Source organism: Lysobacter defluvii IMMIB APB-9 = DSM 18482, assembly GCF_000423325.1.
GTDB lineage: Bacteria > Pseudomonadota > Gammaproteobacteria > Xanthomonadales > Xanthomonadaceae > Novilysobacter > Novilysobacter defluvii.
Genome location: NZ_AUHT01000006.1, coordinates 365,644 through 382,298 on the forward strand (window position 1 = coordinate 365,644; position 16,655 = coordinate 382,298).

General features: G+C 69.1%; 12 protein-coding genes. 6 read left to right on the forward strand and 6 right to left on the reverse strand.

Translation table 11 applies throughout. From position 1 onward, the window contains the following. The first annotated feature begins 71 nt into the window (after window positions 1-71). Genes G545_RS0106195 through G545_RS0106205 form a run of 3 tightly spaced genes read left to right on the forward strand, consistent with a single transcriptional unit; the run spans window position 72 to window position 4,893 of the window. Window positions 72-3,101, forward strand: a complete 3,030-nt coding sequence (locus G545_RS0106195; RefSeq protein ID WP_154656522.1) for a TonB-dependent receptor plug domain-containing protein — start codon at window positions 72-74, stop codon at window positions 3,099-3,101. Then, window positions 3,101-4,033, forward strand: a complete 933-nt coding sequence (locus G545_RS14985; RefSeq protein ID WP_052106468.1) for a glycerophosphodiester phosphodiesterase family protein — start codon at window positions 3,101-3,103, stop codon at window positions 4,031-4,033. Before G545_RS0106195 ends, G545_RS14985 begins: the two co-directional genes overlap by 1 nt. Next, window positions 4,030-4,893, forward strand: a complete 864-nt coding sequence (locus G545_RS0106205; RefSeq protein ID WP_027069623.1) for a glycerophosphodiester phosphodiesterase family protein — start codon at window positions 4,030-4,032, stop codon at window positions 4,891-4,893. The genes G545_RS14985 and G545_RS0106205 overlap by 4 nt, the downstream gene beginning before the upstream one ends. 6 nt (window positions 4,894-4,899) lie before the next feature. Here G545_RS0106205 and G545_RS0106210 read toward each other — a convergent pair whose 3' ends face one another. After that, complete coding sequence (locus G545_RS0106210; protein ID WP_027069624.1) at window positions 4,900-5,670, reverse strand: SDR family NAD(P)-dependent oxidoreductase; 771 nt, start codon at window positions 5,668-5,670, stop codon at window positions 4,900-4,902. A gap of 135 nt (window positions 5,671-5,805) precedes the next feature. Between G545_RS0106210 and G545_RS0106215 the strand changes: the two genes are divergently transcribed. Together G545_RS0106215 and G545_RS13840 are read left to right on the forward strand one after the other, a co-directional pair. Further along, window positions 5,806-6,780: an NAD(P)H-quinone oxidoreductase gene (locus tag G545_RS0106215; RefSeq protein WP_027069625.1), complete on the forward strand. Its 975-nt coding sequence runs from the start codon at window positions 5,806-5,808 to the stop codon at window positions 6,778-6,780. A 62-nt stretch (window positions 6,781-6,842) separates the two neighbouring features. Continuing rightward, on the forward strand, window positions 6,843-7,754 hold the full coding sequence (locus G545_RS13840) for an acyltransferase (protein ID WP_052106474.1): 912 nt from the start codon (window positions 6,843-6,845) through the stop codon (window positions 7,752-7,754). Between the two features lie 42 nt (window positions 7,755-7,796). Here G545_RS13840 and G545_RS0106225 read toward each other — a convergent pair whose 3' ends face one another. Then, complete coding sequence (locus tag G545_RS0106225) at window positions 7,797-8,297, reverse strand: lipocalin family protein (RefSeq protein WP_027069626.1); 501 nt, start codon at window positions 8,295-8,297, stop codon at window positions 7,797-7,799. Window positions 8,298-8,431: 134 nt separating this feature from the next. Between G545_RS0106225 and G545_RS13845 the strand changes: the two genes are divergently transcribed. Next, complete coding sequence (locus G545_RS13845) at window positions 8,432-9,031, forward strand: lipocalin family protein (protein ID WP_081677757.1); 600 nt, start codon at window positions 8,432-8,434, stop codon at window positions 9,029-9,031. Between the two features lie 44 nt (window positions 9,032-9,075). Here the strand turns inward: G545_RS13845 and G545_RS0106235 are convergent, their stop codons facing one another. The 4 genes from G545_RS0106235 to G545_RS0106250 all read right to left on the reverse strand — a co-directional run bounded on the left by G545_RS0106235 (window position 9,076) and on the right by G545_RS0106250 (window position 16,604). Further along, window positions 9,076-10,188 (reverse strand): NHL repeat-containing protein, encoded by a 1,113-nt coding sequence (locus G545_RS0106235; RefSeq protein WP_052106475.1) that lies wholly within the window; start codon window positions 10,186-10,188, stop codon window positions 9,076-9,078. A 191-nt stretch (window positions 10,189-10,379) separates the two neighbouring features. After that, the gene (locus G545_RS0106240; protein ID WP_027069628.1) at window positions 10,380-13,202 is read right to left on the reverse strand and encodes a TonB-dependent receptor; all 2,823 of its coding nucleotides are present in this window, start codon (window positions 13,200-13,202) and stop codon (window positions 10,380-10,382) included. A 154-nt stretch (window positions 13,203-13,356) separates the two neighbouring features. Then, window positions 13,357-15,093 (reverse strand): sialidase family protein, encoded by a 1,737-nt coding sequence (locus tag G545_RS13850; RefSeq protein WP_052106471.1) that lies wholly within the window; start codon window positions 15,091-15,093, stop codon window positions 13,357-13,359. 2 nt (window positions 15,094-15,095) lie between these two features. Continuing rightward, entirely contained in the window at window positions 15,096-16,604 is a 1,509-nt protein-coding gene (locus G545_RS0106250) for an alkaline phosphatase PhoX (protein ID WP_027069629.1), read from the reverse strand. Between the last annotated feature and the right edge of the window lie 51 nt (window positions 16,605-16,655).

Genomic DNA, 16,655 nt, shown 5'->3' on the forward strand with positions numbered 1-16,655 from the left:
CCTGCGCGCGGCGCTGGACACCTGTCCGCGCCGTCGCCCGCCGGCTCAACAGATTTCCAGGAGAGTTCCACGTGCATTTGCCCTCGTCCCGCCTGGCCTCGGGCATCGCCTTGGCGATGCTGCTCATGCAGGCCCCTGCCGTCATTGCGCAGGACGCACCGGAGTCCGCAGAACAGCCCACCCCCGAGGCCACGGACCTCGACGCCCTCGTGGTAACCGGAACCCGCATCGCGCGTCCGGAACTCGAGTCGGTGATGCCCATCTCCGTCGTGGACTTCGACGAGGTGAAGGAGACCGGTCGCTTCACCGTGTACGACGCGCTGATGTTGAATCCCGCGATCGGCCCCGGCCTGGGCGAGATGAACTCGATGGGCCAGGAGTACGACAAGGGCGTGGCCAACATCGACCTGCGCAGCATGGGCACCAACCGCTCGCTGGTGCTGGTGGACGGCTTGCGTTGGGTGTCGGGCGGTGCCCGCACCGCGGCCGTGGACCTCAACACGATCCCCTCGTCGCTGATCGACCGCGTCGAGACCGTGACGGGCGGTGCCTCCGCGATCTACGGCGCCGACGCCGTAACGGGCGCGGTCAACATCGTGATGAAGAAGCGCATGGATGGCACTTCCGCGTCGGTCAGCACTGGCCTGGCGGAGGAGGGCGACGCCCGCCAGACGCAGGCCTCCGTGGCAACCGGCTTCGACTTCCTGGACGAACGCGCGCATCTGGTGGTGGGTGCCAACTACGTGCTCACCGACGAGATCCCGCTGCTGGACCGCTACACCGACCGGCAGGTCTACCAGGTCAACCCGGAGAACACCGGTCCGAACGACGGGATCCCGGACAACATCATCATCAACTTCCGCCAGTTCTACCGCTCCCATTACCCCACCTGGTGCGTGTTCGAGGGCACGGCGCCGTGCGGTACCAACGCGAAGGACGGTGACTGGTACCAGCTGATCGATGGGCAGGTCACGCACATCCCGCGCGACAGCTACCGCACCATCTCCAACAACGACACGGGCACCCAGGACGGCGGCCCCGACACGGCGTTCGGCATCTACGACTACATGCTGCTGCGCGACAAGTCGGAGAAGAGCTCGGCCTACGGCAACCTCGAGTTCCAGCTCACCCCAGACGTGGTCTGGAACACGAGCCTGGGCTACGCGTCGAGCTACGTGAGCGGCCACGCCCAGTGGCCAGGGCACCGCGATGATGTGCGGCCCATCAACTGGTGGGGCATCAACCCCGAGACCGGCACCGCGCACCCGGGCGGCATCGCCCGTCTCGATGATCCGTTCCTGCCGGACTCGCTCCGCGAGCACATGCTGGCCGAAGGCCTGACCGAGCTGCCGATGAACCGGCACTACTCACACCTTCCCATGTCGCGCGAGATCCACCGCCGCGATGCGATCAGCTTCGGCACCGACCTCACCGGCCGCCTGACCGACCGGATCGACTGGAAAGGCTTCCTGCGCTGGGGCACGGTCGAGGACGACATCACCACCACCAACATGGTGGGCCGCAATGAGTGGCTGCTGGCGCGCGACGTCACCGTGGACGCGACCGGCAACCCCATCTGCGCAGATGCGGATGCGCGGGCCGCCGGCTGCGTACCCACGAACCTCTACAGCACCGAGATGCCAGGCCAGGACTGGCTGGACTACGTCATGCCGTATGAGCGCTACGAGAGCACGAAGAACAGCATGCTCAACGTGGGCCTGGGCATGAACGGCGAGCTGTTCGAGCTGCCCGCCGGCACCGTGCGCTTCGCGGCTGGAGCGGAGTGGCGCGAGGAGAAGCTGGATACGCGCGACGACCCGGACACCGTCAAGCTGCACAACATCGTCTGGTCGCCCGGCAACGACCACGGCCTGCACCCGGACATGAGCGCCAGCCGCCGCGTTTCGGAGGTCTATGGCGAGGTCGTGGTCCCGGTGCTCAGCGACCTGCCCGGCGCACGCCGGCTCGACGTGGAAGCCGCGTATCGCTACTCCCACTACAGCGACAACCCGTCCACCGACACCTGGAAGCTCGGCCTGATCTGGTCGCCGTTCGACACCGTCAGCCTGCGTGGCGTGAAGGGCTTCAGCACGCGCGTGCCGAACTTCGGCGAGCTGTACTCGCCGATCAGCATGGTCACCCTGGGCCACATCGGCGACCCGTGCCAGGAAGGCCGCATCCTCCAGGACGATGACCGGCCGGGCAACTGCGCCGCGACGGTGCCGGGCTGGACCGGTCCGCTGCCGACCCCGAACCAGAATGCGCCGCGCGTGTTCACCGGCGGCAACCCGGACCTGGAGCCGGAGACCTCCGATTCGTTCTCCTACGGTGTGGTGTGGCAGCCCTCCTTCGTCCCGGGCCTGGACCTGACCGCGGACTACTGGGAGATCGACATCGACAACGTGATCACCGCCATCGCCTACGGCACGATCATGAACAACTGCGTCAACGCCTCTGGTGGCCCCGACATGGGCTACTGCCAGTTCGTGCACCGTCATCCGACCGACGGGCCGGGGCACCTGGCCGGTGAAGTCGATTACGTGCAGGCGCAGTACGCCAACCTGGCCGGCCGCAAGGCGCGTGGCATCGACTTCGGGCTCAACTACGCCCGCGGGCTCGGCCCGGGCCACTACCGGCTGGGCTTCAGCGCGACCCGCAACCTGGAGCGCCGGATCATCTCCCAGCGCGGGACCGCCGGGACCGACAACGCGGGCCAGTTCCAGTACCCCGACTTCAAGTTCACCCTGCTCAACAAGTACGACGTGGGTGACTTCAGCTTCGGCGTGAACACCCGCTACATCAGCAAGAGCCTGTACGCGGTGAACGACCAGTCGCTGGAGACGCGCGAGATGCCGTACGTGCCGGAGTATTGGCAGCACGACGTGAACATCACCTGGCACCCCGACTGGGATGCGGCGACCGACTACTCGATTTCGCTCGGTATCAAGAACGCCACCGACAGCAAGGTCAAGCATCCGGTGCTGCGCGCCTACGCCACCAGCCCGCACCTGACGGCGGACCGCGTCAACGCCAACAACGGCGCGGCCTACATGGACGGCGTCGGCCGCTACTTCTTCCTCACGTTCAAGGCGGACTTCTGATGACGGCCAATGCGACGCGCCTTGCCGCCGTCGCGCTCGCCGCCGGCCTGCTGATGCAGGCTGGCGGGGGGCTCGCACAGGCGGCTTCACCCGAGGATCCGGCGGCCAAGCTCCGCGACCCCTCCCGCGTGGTGGTGATCGCGCACCGCGGCTGCGTCGGCGAGGCACCGGAGGTTTCCGTTTCCTCCATCCATGCCTGCGCCGGCAAGGGGATCGATGGAATCGAACTCGACATCCGGAAGTCCAGCGACGGCGTGCTGGTGGCGATCCATGACGCAACCCTCGACCGCACCACCAACGGCAGCGGCCGGGTAGCGGACCACACCGCGGCCGAGCTGCGCGAGCTGCGGCTGCGGCGCGGCAACGGCGGACGCAGCGTCGTGGTAACCGATGAGCATCTGCCAACAGTCGAGGAAATGCTGCTTGCGGCGCGGGAGCACGGTTTCATCGTCCACCTGGACATCAAGGACGCCACCCACGCCGAGGTGGCGGACCTGGTGGAAAGACTGGGAATGGAAGGGCAGGGCATCGCCTGGGTTACGGGCTCCCCGGAGGACAGCCACCAGCCGGATCCCGGGGACGTGCGCGCGCTGGCCATCATGGCGCGCATCCAGGATTGTCCGGAGGGGGCCCCTGCCACGTGCCGGCCCAATGACATGCGGGACCTGATGGGGTTTGCCCGCTACGACCCTGCCGGCTACTTCCTCTGGTACCGCAGCACGCCGGAGTTCTTCGCAGCCTTCAATGCGGCCGAGCGGCCGCCCGGCACCCGGCTGTCCACCGAAACCCTGTGGGAGATCGACAACCTGCCGCCGGCGCAGCGGCACGCCGAGTACCGCCGGCTGCTGGATGCGGGCGCCACGATGTTCCTGACCGACAAGCCCCGGGACCTGGTGTCCTTCCTGCAACGTGAGAAGGAGGAATCCCGATGAAGCTCACTGCATCCCTTGCGTTCGCCGCCGTATCGCTCGCGTTCCCGCTCGCCGCCTCGGCTTCGCCGGAGGTCATCGCGCACCGCGGTGGCGCACTGCTGTGGCCCGAGAACACGATGTACGCCTTCGAGCGGGCAGCGGACGCCGGCGTCGAGTACCTGGAGTTTGACCTCCAGCTGACCGCCGACAACGAGCTGCTGGTGACCCACGACAGTGACATCAACCCCCGGTTCTGCACGGCACCGGCCGGACAGGGAATCGTCCCCAAGGCGGTGCGCGTCCTCACCCTGGAGCAGAGCCGCGCGTTCGATTGCGGCAGCCGGTCACGGGACATCTACCCGGATGCCGAGAAGCGGGTGGCCGGCATGCCGAGCCTGGAAGAGGTGTTCGAAGCCTTCCGTGACGACACCCGGATCAAGTACTTCATCGAGACGAAGATGCCCAGGGAGGGTGCACCCGGGGAGCCGATCGACACCACGCTCTACACCGCCAAGCTCGAACAGCTGATCCGCGAATATGGGCTGGAGGATCGCGTCATCCTGCAGTCGTTCGACTGGCGGACGATCCGCGCAATGCGCGAGTTGAACCCGCAGGTGCGGACGTGTCCCCTCGGCGTGCCGCGGTACAGCAATGACTACGCGCAAACCGTCCGCGAGCTCGGTGCCGGCTGCATCGTGCTTGCGGCCCGGGAGGCGACGCCGGAGCAGGTGCGGGGATTCCAGCGCGATGGCGTGCTGGTGTTTTCCGGGGTCATCGACAAGGAAGAGGACTGGAAGCAGGCGCTGGAGTACGGGTTCGATGCGATCTTCACCAATGATCCGGTGGGGGTGATCGAGTACCTTGGGCGCGCCAGCCGCTGAGTCCGCTTACATCGCCCCCATGCCTCCGTCGATCCGGTAGGCCGCGCCGGTGATGAACGTGCTCTCGTCCGAGGCAAGGAACAGCACCAGGTTGGCGATGTCCCCGGACTCGCCGTAGCGGCCCAGCGGGATCGCGGCTTCCATCCCGGCCTTGGCAGCGTCGGCATCGTCCGGGTCGAAGCCGGCCTCCAGCGATCGCATCATCCGGGTGTTCACGGGCGACGGGTGGACGGAGTTCACCCGTACGTCGTGCCTGGCGGCCTCGATGGCGGCCACCTTGGTCATGCCGGTAACCGCGTGCTTGGAGGTGACGTAGGGCAGCACACCGGCACTGCCCTCCAGCCCCGCTACGGAGGACATGTTGATCACGCTGCCGCGGCCGGCCCGGTACATGTGCGGTAGCACGTGCTTCAGCCCGAGATAGGCGCCGCGGACGTTGACGGCGAGCACCTGGTCGAACATCGCCGTGTCCTGCTGCTCCAGCGGTGCGACCTTGCCTTCGATGCCCGCGTTGTTGAAGAACACGTCGATGCGGCCGAAGCGCTCGATGGTCGCCTCCACGTAGGCTTCCACCTGCGCCTCGTCCGTGACGTCGGCCTGGACCCCGACGACGCGCTCGCCTGCATCCAGCTCGCGGGCGGCAGTGTCCACCGCGTCCTGGTCCAGGTCGACCAGCACCACCGATGCCCCTTCCTCGAGGAACCGCCGCGCCGTCGCCTTGCCGATGCCACCTGCGCCGCCGGTGATGATGGCGACCTTGTCCTGGAGCCGTTCCATGTCGTGCCTCCGTTGCGGGATGGAGTGAGTGGTACCGCGGGCGACACGATGCGGCGAACGGTGTTATCGCGCCGTGCTCGCGCGCGGAGTTACGGTGGGGGAAACGCTGCGTCCGCAAGCCACAGGATTACTCCCATGCCACAGATGATGACGACGATCGCCGTACGGGGCGGCTCCGGTCCCGCCGAGTCCCTGCACGTGGTCCAGCTGCCGCGCCCGGTTCCCCGCGACGGCGAGGTCCTGTTGCGGGTTTTGGCGGCAGGCGTGAACCGGCCGGACATCCTGCAACGCGAGGGCCGTTACCCGCCGCCCCCGGGTTCGCCGGGCACCCTGGGCCTGGAGGTCGCGGGCGAGGTGGTCGAGGGCTCGGGTCGCTGGCAGGAGGGTGATCGCGTGTGCGCGCTGCTGGGCGGCGGGGGCTATTCGGAGTACGTCGCGGTGGACGCGCGCCATGTGCTGCCGTTACCGGCAGGACTCGAGCCGGTCGAAGCTGCCGCGCTGCCCGAAACGGTGTTCACCGTATACGCCAACGTCTTCGAGCACGGGCGGCTCCGCGCCGGCGAAACCCTCCTGGTGCACGGGGCTACCTCGGGCATCGGCGTGGCGGCGATCCAGATGGCGAAGGCGGCAGGCGCGCGGGTGATCGCCACCAGCCGCGGCGCCGACAAGGCGGAGGCCGCGCGCAAGCTGGGGGCGGACCATGCCGTGGACACCAGCACGCAGGACTTTGCGGAGGTGGCGCGCGAGGCCGGCGGCGTCGATGTGGCGCTGGACATGGTGGGTGCACCGTACTTCGCCCAGACGCTCGAGGCGCTCAACACCGGCGGGCGGATCGTCTACATCGCGGGGCAGGGCGGGAACGAGCTGCAGGTGCCGGTATTCGGGATCATGCGCAAGCGCGCGGTGATCACCGGCTCGACCCTTCGGCCACGCGATGCGGACGAAAAGGCCAGGCTGGCGGCGGAGGTCGAGCGCGTCGTGTGGCCGTGGATCGAGGCTGGCAAGGTCAAGGCGGTGGTGGACCGGACCTTCCCGCTGGAGCAGGCCGCGCAGGCGCATGCCTGGCTGGAAGGGGGCGCGCACACGGGCAAGGTCGTCCTGGTGCCCTGACGCTCCGCAGGGCTCTGCTACTCTGCCGCCCCCGTATTGGAGTGAGACCCCCGGTGCGCCTGATGTCCTGGCTGCGCATGGCCGTCCTTCTTGTGGCCGTCGCGCTCAATACCCTGCTGCATGCGGTGCCCCTGCTGGTGGTGGCGCTGGTCAAGGCGGTGCTACCTTTCCAGCCGGTACGCCGGGCATGCAACCGCTGGCTGCCGGCGATCGCGGAGAGCTGGATCGGCGTCAACACCGCCATGCTCGACCGCTTCACCGGCACCCGCTTCCATGTGACGGGCGAAGCCGACCTGCGGACCGACGGGCACTACCTGGTGCTGGCCAACCACCAGAGTTGGGTCGACATCGTGGTGCTGCAGAAGGTGTTCAACCGGCGCATCCCGCTGCTGCGCTTCTTCCTCAAGCGGCAGCTGTTCTGGGTGCCGGTGCTGGGGCTGGCCTGGTGGGCGCTGGATTTCCCCTTCATGGGCCGTTACACCCGCAGCCAGATCGCCAGGAACCCGGAGCTGGGGCGTCGTGACCTGGAGGTCACCCGCCGCGCCTGCGAGAAGTTCCGCGAGATCCCCGTGTCCGTGATGAACTTCGTCGAGGGCACCCGCTTCACTGCGGAGAAGCACGCCCGGCAGGCCTCGCCCTACCGGCACCTGCTCAAGCCGCGGTCCGGCGGGGTGGCGTTCGTGCTCGACGCGATGGGCGGGGGGTTGCACGCGGTGCTCGACGTGACCATCGCCTACCCCGGCGGCCTCCCTTCGATGACCGACCTGATGGCCGGGCGGGTGCCCGCGGTGCATGTGCAGGTGAAGCAGCGCCCGATCCCGGCGGAGCTGCTGGCCGGCAACTACCAGGAAGACCGCGCCTTCCGTGCCCGCTTCCAGCAGTGGATGAACGGGCTTTGGCTGGAGAAGGACGAGGACCTGGAGCAGCTGCTTGGCGGCACGCCGGGGCAAGTGCCGCCTGCGGAGGCCCCGTAGGTCCCGTCCGTCTGTTCGACCTCCGCGAGCGAGGTGCGTCCTTTACGCGGTGCTCTTGGCACCGCTCTGGGGCGTGTCGATGAGCTCGTCCAGCTCGTACCCCTGCGCCTGCGCAGTGGCCAGGTACTCCAGCCGCGTCGCCGAATCGATGCGTGGCTCGCGCGCCAGCAGCCACAGGTACTTGCGGTCCGGGCTGCCCACCAGTGCGACGCGGTACTCCGGATCCAACCGCAGGATCCAGTAGTCCCCTTTTGTGAAGGGGATCCAGCGCATGCCCTCCGGCAGGAAGCTGACCTCAAGCTTGCTGTTGTGGCTGCCACGGACCGGCGTCGCCTCGCCGATCGCTTCCTGCCGCTCTCCATCCCCGTCGATCGCGCGGTTGGCCACGCGTACCTTGCCGTCATCCTGCAGCGAATAGGTGGCGGTGACGTCCCGGTAGTCGGGCGGCTCGTGCCGCATTGGCAGGCGGGCAATCTCGTACCAGGTGCCGAGGTAGCGCTGCAGGTCGACGGAAGGGACGGTAGTGGGTTCGTCGCGGCTCATGCGGGCCTCCGGTTGAATGGGGGAACGCCTGTGTAGCGGGAACGGAATGAAGTGGCCGTGTGTCCGGCGCCGGCCATCACCTTCCCGCGGCGGCGGGTGAGGACAATCGTTGCGACCGCAACCGGAGTCCCCCCATGCCCATCCGAGCCAGGTACCGAGTTTCCGCGGCGTTCGTCGCCGCAACGATTGCCTTGGGAGCGAACGCCCAGGACGACTCCCTGCCAGCAGAAGGCCAGGCCAGCTTGCCGAACGTCGCCGTCGATTCCGTCGACTTGGAACGCTACGCCGGCAAGTGGTACGAGCAGGCGCGCCTGCCGCAGCGCTTCCAGGAGAAGTGCGTCGGCGACGTGACCGCCGAATACGCGCTCAATCCCGACGGCACCATCGCGGTGACCAACCGCTGCCGCGCCGAGGACGGCAGCTTCGACGAATCGGACGCGGTCGCCCGGCGGGTCGACGGCAGCACCTCGATGCTGGAAGTCCGCTTCGCTCCGGCGTGGCTGGGCTGGCTGCCGATGGTCTGGGGCGACTACTGGGTGATCGACCTGGACCCGGAGTACCGCTGGGCGATGGTCGGCGCCCCGGACGCCGACTACCTGTGGATCCTGTCGCGAGAGCCCCGGCTCGACGAAGACGTGGTCCAGCGGCTGCTCGATCGGGCCGACGCCATGGGCTACCCGGTCGAGGACGTGATCCGCACGCGCCAGACATCGGGCGGCGACGGCCAGGGCTGACCCGGGGCAAACGGCGGGCGGCGCGCGCCACCCGCCGGCGGGGATTACCGGCAGTCCGGCAGTTCCAGGGTCCGGGCAATGTCGCGCCAGTCGAACGCGACCATGCCCTGGTCGTCGTGCACCGCGTAGAACGCGCCCTGCGGGAAGTTGCGGGTGGGTTCCTGGTGCAGCCAGATGCCGTCGGTGTTGGCGACCATTTCCCCGCGGAACGCGCCCGCGTGCTCCAGGCTGTCGCGCTCGAACAGGTGGAAGGTGGTCACGTCCCTGGCCTGCTCGGTGGTGACCCACCAGCCGCCGTCGCCGCAGGTGTACAGGGAGATGCCCTCGGCCTGCGCGGCGAAGGTGTCGCCGCCGAAGACCTGGCCGCTGAAGTCGCCTTCCAGGTCGTAGACCTTGAACTCGTTGGCGTAGGTCTCGTCCTCCTCGGCGACCAGCAGGCGGTCGTTCGCCGGGTCGCCCCAGAGTGATTCCACCACGCGCAGTGCACCGGCCTCGCCGGTGTCGCCGAAGGCGCCGGCAAGCTCGCCCTGTATGTCCGCGCCGTCAACGGTGAAGCTGTAGCGCTTAACGCGTTCGTCGAGCTCCTCGAAGGGCGGCAGGATGTCCTCGCCCTCGGCGTCCTCGCCGGCCATGTAGGCGTCGGTGACGTAGAGCTGGTAGCCGCCGTCGGCCTTGTCGACCCAAAGCCCGTACGGCTTGACGAGCTCGTCGGTGCCGAAGTGTCCCAGCGGCTCGAGCGAGGGGAGGGCGAAGCCCTGCACGCGGCGGTTGTCGCGCTCGACCACCAGCAGTACGTCGTCGATCACGAAGACCCCGTTGGGGCGCTTGAACTGGCCGTCCCCCTCGCCGCGCTCCCCCAGGGTGCGCAGGGTCTCGCCGGTGTCGCCGTCGTACACCACCAGGCGGTCGGTCGACTTGGCGGTGGCGAACACCCAGGTGCGGCCGTCGGCGTGGGTCCAGCTGGCGACGGAGTCGATGTTGTCCTCGGGGGTCATCGCGCTCTTGAACGCCTCGGGGATGACCGGGACTTCGGCCAGGGCCGGGTGGGTGCTGGTCGCCTGGGCTGCGCCGGCACTGGCGGCGCTGGTGGCAGCACCAGTAGTGGGGGTGCCGGCTTCGGAGGCGGGGGCGGCATCGCCGCCGCAGGCGCCAAGCATGAGTGCGAGGGCGGCGGCGAGGGGAAGGAGGGAGAAGCGGGAGGTCATGTACAGGCCTCGTTTTGGGGTGTGGGGTGTCCGCGGGGTGGATCCCCGCGTGCGCGGGGATGACGGATGCGGGCGGGGTGGATCCCCGCTTGCGCGGGGATGACGGGTGCGGAGGTGGGTTCCCGCGTTCGCGGGACGACGGGTCAGAAGTTGACCTGCACGCCTAGCTCGAAGGTCCGGCCGTAGCTCTCGAACTGGCTGTTGAAGCGGCGCTGGCCGAGCCAGGCGTACAGCGGACGGTCGTTGAGATTGATGGCGTTGAAGTACAGCTGGGTGTTCGGGTTGAGCCGGTACTTCGCGGTCAGGTCGAGCTGGAAGTGGTCGTCGACGTAGCGGTCGAAGGCGGGGTCGTCCAGTTCCTCCAGCGAGTCGAGGTACCTGCTGCGGTAGTTGCCAGCCACGCGCAGCGAGAGCTTCTCGTCCTCCCAGCCCAGCGAGACGTTGCCAACGCGGTCGGACTGGCGCGGCAGGCTGAACTCGCCCTCGCGGAACGGAAGCTTCGACTCGCTGTCGATCCAGGCGTGGTTGACCGAGAACAGCAGGTTGCTGAAGGCACCCGGCAGAAACGACAGCTTCTGCGTCCAGCCCAGTTCCAGGCCGCGGACCTCGGCGTCTTCGCCGTTGAGCGGCTGGATCGCCTCGTCGAAGTCCACGAACGCACCGGTACCGGCCACGTCGGCAACGACGATAAAGTCCTGGATCTTCTTGTAGAACAGGCTGGCCGACAGCAGCGAGACGTCGCCCGGGTAGTACTCGACGGAGAAGTCGACGTTCGTCGCCTTCATGGGGTCCAGGTCGGGGTTGCCGAGTTCGGCCTTGCGCTCGAAGCCGTCGCCGTCCTCCTCGACCTCGATCACCTGGTACGGGGCGGCGTCCTCGAAGTTCGGGCGCGACACGGTCTTGTTGGCCGAGGCGCGGAATACCAGCCCCTCGCGCGGCTCCCAGCGGGCGTGCAGCCCCGGCAGCCAGTTGGTGTAGGTCTTGGACATGCCGACCGGCACGAACAGCGGGTCGCCGCCGCCGGACTCCTCGTCGATCTCGATCCGGGTGCCGACCGCGTCGTACTCGGTGCGCTCGGCGCGGACGCCGCCGATCAGGTGCAGGTCGCCGAAGTCCAGCTTGCCCATCACGTAGGCGGCGTGGATGTCCTCGTCGACGCGGTAGTCGCCGCCCTGGCGCTCGATCGCGGTTTCCTCCTCGTCGATCTCGAACTGGCCCCGGTTCGCAGCGATGAAGCGCTCCAGGTCGCCCGCATCGGCGATCGGGTGGAACGGCGCGTACGGGAAGTCGGCGCGCGAGGAGGCGAAGTCGGCCAGGCTGTAGTCGGCACCGTAGTCGCCGAACACGGTGGAGTCGAAGTCGGCGCTCTTCTCGCGCAGGCGCGACTTGCCGCCAAACTTTAGGTAGCCATAGGTGTCGCCCAGCTCGAACTCGCGCTGCAGGTCGAGCTTGAACGCAGTCTCCGTCTCCTTCGTGGTGTACGGCTCGAGCACGATCTCGTCGAGCTCGTAGGCGCCGGCGTCGGTGAAGGCGGCATTGTCGAGGCCGAAGAAGTGCGGGCGCTTGCCGGCACCGCCGATGTCGTAGCCCAGGCCAAGGCCCTCCTGCACCCACATCGCGCCGAAGGAGTCGCTCTCCTCGGTTCCGGCGTAGGAATATGCGGCGCTGTAGTCGATGGTCCAGGGGCCGCGGTAGGCCTTGCCGCCCAGCGTGGTGGCGAAGATGTCCTGGGTCTGGATGCGGGCTTCGGTCAGCTTCTCGACCGTGGCGTCCTCGAAGCGGCCGCCCGTTCCGTCCAGGGCCACGGTGTCGCCGTCGTCGAACACGAACACGTTGGTGGACTGCACCTCGTCGTCGCTGAAGCGGCTGAACAGGTTGCGCCAGTAGAACTCGTTGTCCATGTCCGGGCGCCAGTCGAAGTTGAGGTTCGCGCTGGTGCGCTCGCGGGTGATCATGTAATCGCGCTGCTCGCCCTCGGCGATGCCCTTGTACTCGCTGCCGTCAGGCGCCTCGAGCCAGTCGGCGCCGGCGGTCTCGATGCCATCGGTGGCGAACTCGCGCTCGTACCAGCTCACCGAGGCGGCCACGCCGAAATCGTCGTTGGCACCGAAGCGGTCGGTCCAGGTGGCGGACAGCTTCGGATTGGTCGTGTCGCGGCGCTCGTTGTGGCTGCCCTCCAGGCGGCCGCTGAAGCTGCGTCCCGGGCGGTCGAAGGCGGTGAGGCTCTTGACCTCGATGTGGCCGCCGACGGCGTCGCCGTCCATGTCCGGGGTCACCGTCTTGACGACCTCCAGCGACTCCAGCAGGTCCGAGGAGATCACGTCCAGATTGACCGCGCGCGAGTCGTCCTCGGGGCCCGGCACGCGCATGCCGTTGATGCTGGTGGTGTTGAGCGCCGCGTCCAGGCCGCGCACGACCACGAAGCGGCCCTCGCCCTGGTCGCGCTCCAGCGACACGCCCGGCAGGCGCTGCAGGGACTCGGCGACGTTCTGGTCCGGGAACTGGCCGATTGCGTCGGCGGAGACGATCGAGACCAGGTTGTCGGAGGCGTGCTGCTGGCTCAGTGCCGCGGCCTGGCCAGCGGCTTGTCCGATCACCAGGATCGTGTCCAGCGTGGTCGCGCTGGCCGCGGCGGGGCTGAGGGTGATGTTGCCGAGCGAGGCGAGCGGCTCGCCGACCTCGATGGCCTGCTGCAGGGGGCTGGCGCCGACGTACTCGACCTGCAGGGTGTATTCGCCTGCGGGCAGGCCGCTGATGCGGAAGCTGCCGTCATTCCCGCTCACCGCCTGGCGGTTTTCTTCCAGTACCCGAACCGTGGCACCACCGAACCCGGTCATGCCGGATGCGTCGGTGACGCGGCCGGTAACGGTGGCGGCATTTGCAGTGGAGACGGCGGTGAGCAGGGGCAGGGCGGTAGCAACGGCGCAGGCGAGCGCGCGCCGGCGCAGGGGCGTACGGGGCGTCATTGGGGCTCCAGCGGTCTTGTTCGAAGGGATGCGGCGACCTCCGTTCCGCCGATCCCTCAACGCTAGTTCCCGACCATGACCCGGCGATGACAGCTGTCACCCCGTTGCCGCCTTCCTGCCACTTCCGCGTGGCAGGTTGCGGAGTCGTCCAGTGCTACGAGGTGGGGACGACTTCCCCGAAGCGGTTCATGCCGGACCCGCCGTTGGACCCCGCGTCGAAGACGTAGCCGTACACGGTGGTGCCGTCGGCGCGGCGCACGGGCCGGCCACGGACCCACTGCGCCTCCACGTCGTCGGCCTGCAGGCTCGCGGGCTGCCATTCGCCGGCCGCGTCGGTGGCGGCATGGAACAGGCGGCCAGTGTGGTTTTCGATGAAGAGCACGTGCGCGGTGCCGTCCAGGGCGATGGCATCGGCACCGGCCTGGTCGGAATCGACCGCGTTCTGCACCACGTGCAGGTCGGTCACCACGCGCTCGGCGCCCAGCGGCCCGCCGGCAACGGAGCGGCGCTCGCGCAGCCGGCCGTCCGCCTGGCGGTAGACCACCATGAGGGTGTCGTCCCGGGGCAGGTACACCAGTGGCAGGATCGAGCCGATGTCGCCCTCACCGGTGCCGAGGCGGTCCGTGACCTGCTGGCGGGGCCCGGGCTGGCCATCGGTGCCGATGGTGCGGTACCAGCCCGTGCCATCGTGGCCGGTGTAGGCCAGGTGGACGGTGTCGTCGCGGCCGGTCACCAGCATCGGGCCGGACAGTCGCGGGCCGGTGTCGGCATCGAGGATGGTTTCCCCGCTCCACTGTCCATCCGGGGTGCGGGTCTTCAGGTGGATCTGCTCCGGTCCGCCGTACACCCCCACCAGGCTGCCGTCCGAGCGCGCGGCCAGGGCGGCGACCTGCGTCGGCGGCTCGGGCGGGGAGGCGACGAGCTCGTCGCGCACCGACCAGCGGTCCGGCGCCGTGGGGTGGTCGGAGGTGTTGAAGGCATGCAGCCAGACGTCGTCGGAGGTCTGGTGCAGCATGTACACGGTGTCGCCGGACACGGTGGTGGCGAAGCCTTCCAGGTCGTCGGCCGCCGGGCGGTTGCCGCCGTCGACCTCGTGCCAGCTGCGGCCGCCGTCGGTGGACTTCACCATCATCAGGACGTTGCTGGTTTCGGCGGGTTCGATGACGAAGTACAGGTCGCCGTTCGACGCCTGCCACGGGCCGATCGGCCCGGGCGTCTCGACGAAGGTGCCGCCCAGGTGCCCGTCGGGCACCGCCACGGTCAGTACGGGCGCCACCGCGTTCGTGCAGGCGCCCGAGGTGTCGGCCACGCGCAGCTCGTAGGTGTCGCCGGCCTCGTTAGCGTGGGCGCCGTCGGCGAAGCGGCGGATCACCAGCGGCCACTCCCACTCGCCGTGGACCCGTCCGCTGTTCCAGGTCGGCGTGGTCGAGTCCAGCACCACGCCCGCGCCGGCGCGGAACGGCGCGCCCGAGCCCGCGAGCAGGTCGGTGGTGGCCTCGCCCGGATCGTACTCCTCGTTCGCGACCACGCTGATCGGCGGTGCCGCGAGTGGGTAGGGGAACTCGGCGGACGACAGGTCGCTCCATTCCCCACCGTTGTGGCGGTACTGCAGCCAGAAGCGGCGCGGGGTGCCCTCCGGATCATCCGCCTCGACTTCCAGGCGGATGCGGAACGGCTGGTCGGTGGCGACCGGGACGTTCGCGCCGGTGGCGCCGGCCCAGTCGGCATCGACGTTGAGGTCGGCTTCGAAATCGGAGCGCACGCGGAACGCGGTCAGGGCGCACTGGGCGGCACTGTTGCCGGGCGAAGCCGTCGGGGTGGCGGCCAGGTCGCCAGTGGCGGCCAGGCCGGCGGCAAGCGCGAGTGCGAGCGCGAGGGGCGCGTGGCGCATGGTCAGAGGCCTCCGTGCTGCCACGGGCCGGTGATGGCCAGGGTGATGCCGGGGGTCTGGATGTTGACGAACAGCGTCCGGCCCTCCGGATCCCAGCAGGCACCGCAGAATTCACCGCGGCGGTAGTCGCCCTCGGGCACCTGCTTGCCGGCGCGGGCGATCTGCGTGTCGGTCAGCTCGGCGTTGTTCTTGGCCAGGTAGAAGGTCTCGCCGCCCCCGGTCAGCCCCAGCAGCCGTGCGCCCGGGCCGAACTGGTCGGCGCTCTCGCCGCCGTCCTCGCACAGCACCACGCCGCCGCGCGGGCTCACGGTGATGTTGTCCGGGTTGTTGGCCGCCAGCTGGCGGCCGCTGACGAACAGGGCGCGCAAGGTCTGGCTCGACAGGTCCAGCACCCACACCGCGCCGTCTCCGTGGCCCTTGCGACCGTCGCCATCGACGCCGGTGGAGGTGTCGACGATGAAGATGCTGTTGCCGGCGTGCCACATCCCCTCGCCACGGCTCATCCGCAGCGCGCCCTTCGACCAGGCCTGGGCAAAGGGGCCACTCAGCGTCCCGCCGGCGTCGATGTCCGGGAAGCTGGCGGGCGCGGGCAGGTTGTCCAGGTCCGGATCGTCGATGTCGACCCATTCCAGCGCGTACTCGTCGCCCATGGAGGCGACGGTCAGGTCGACGTTGCGCCGGCCGCGCACGCACGCCGCCTGCAGCCGCCCACCCTTGGCCAACGCCCCGTTGCGGCGGCTGGTGTCGTCGGGGACGTAGCGGTAGAGGCCGGCTCGGTTGCGGTCGTCCTCGGTCAGGTAGACGTGGCCGGTGCGCGGATCGAGTGCGACCGCCTCGTGCGAGAAGCGCCCCATGCCGACGATCGGCTGGCCGCTGGTCTTCGACGGGTCGGCGTCGACCTCGAACACGTACCCGTGCCGCTTGCCATTGGCGGAGACCTCGTTGGTCTTGATCTCCTCGCAGCTGAGCCAGGTACCCCAGGGCGTGGGACCACCGGCGCAGTTGATGAGGGTGCCGCCGAGGCTGGCCTCCATCCGCTCCAGCCGGCCGTCGCGCCAGGTCAGGTTGGTGGTGCCGCCGCCGGCCGCGCCGTCGCGGATCCGGGCGGTGTCATACATGCCCGGCGCCTGGATGGCGGTGCCGATGCCGCGCTCGTGGTTGCGGATGATCACGGTGTCGGCGCCGCCGTCCGGGCGCGGGCGCTGCAGCACCGCCATGCCGTCGTGCCGGTCCGGCACCGGCTGGCCATCGTCCATCAGGTCGCCGGTCCAGCCGAGCGAGGTGTAGCTGAAGCCCGGCGGCAGCTGGAGCAGCTCCAGGCCGGTCGCCTGGTCCGCCACCGGCGCCAGCGGCCCGTACGGCCCGGGGATCGGCCCCAGCCGGGTCGCGCCCGCCGTGGCGGCGCGCGCCTGGCGCGCCTGCAGCGCCCCCAGGCTGCCGATCGCGCCGATCGCCATGGCCGCCGCACCGCCCTTCAGGATCTGGCGGCGGGAAACGTTGAAGTCGGCCATGCCGTGCCCCTCATTGCTGTGGAGCCGGCGAGTCTGCTACAGCGGGATAAC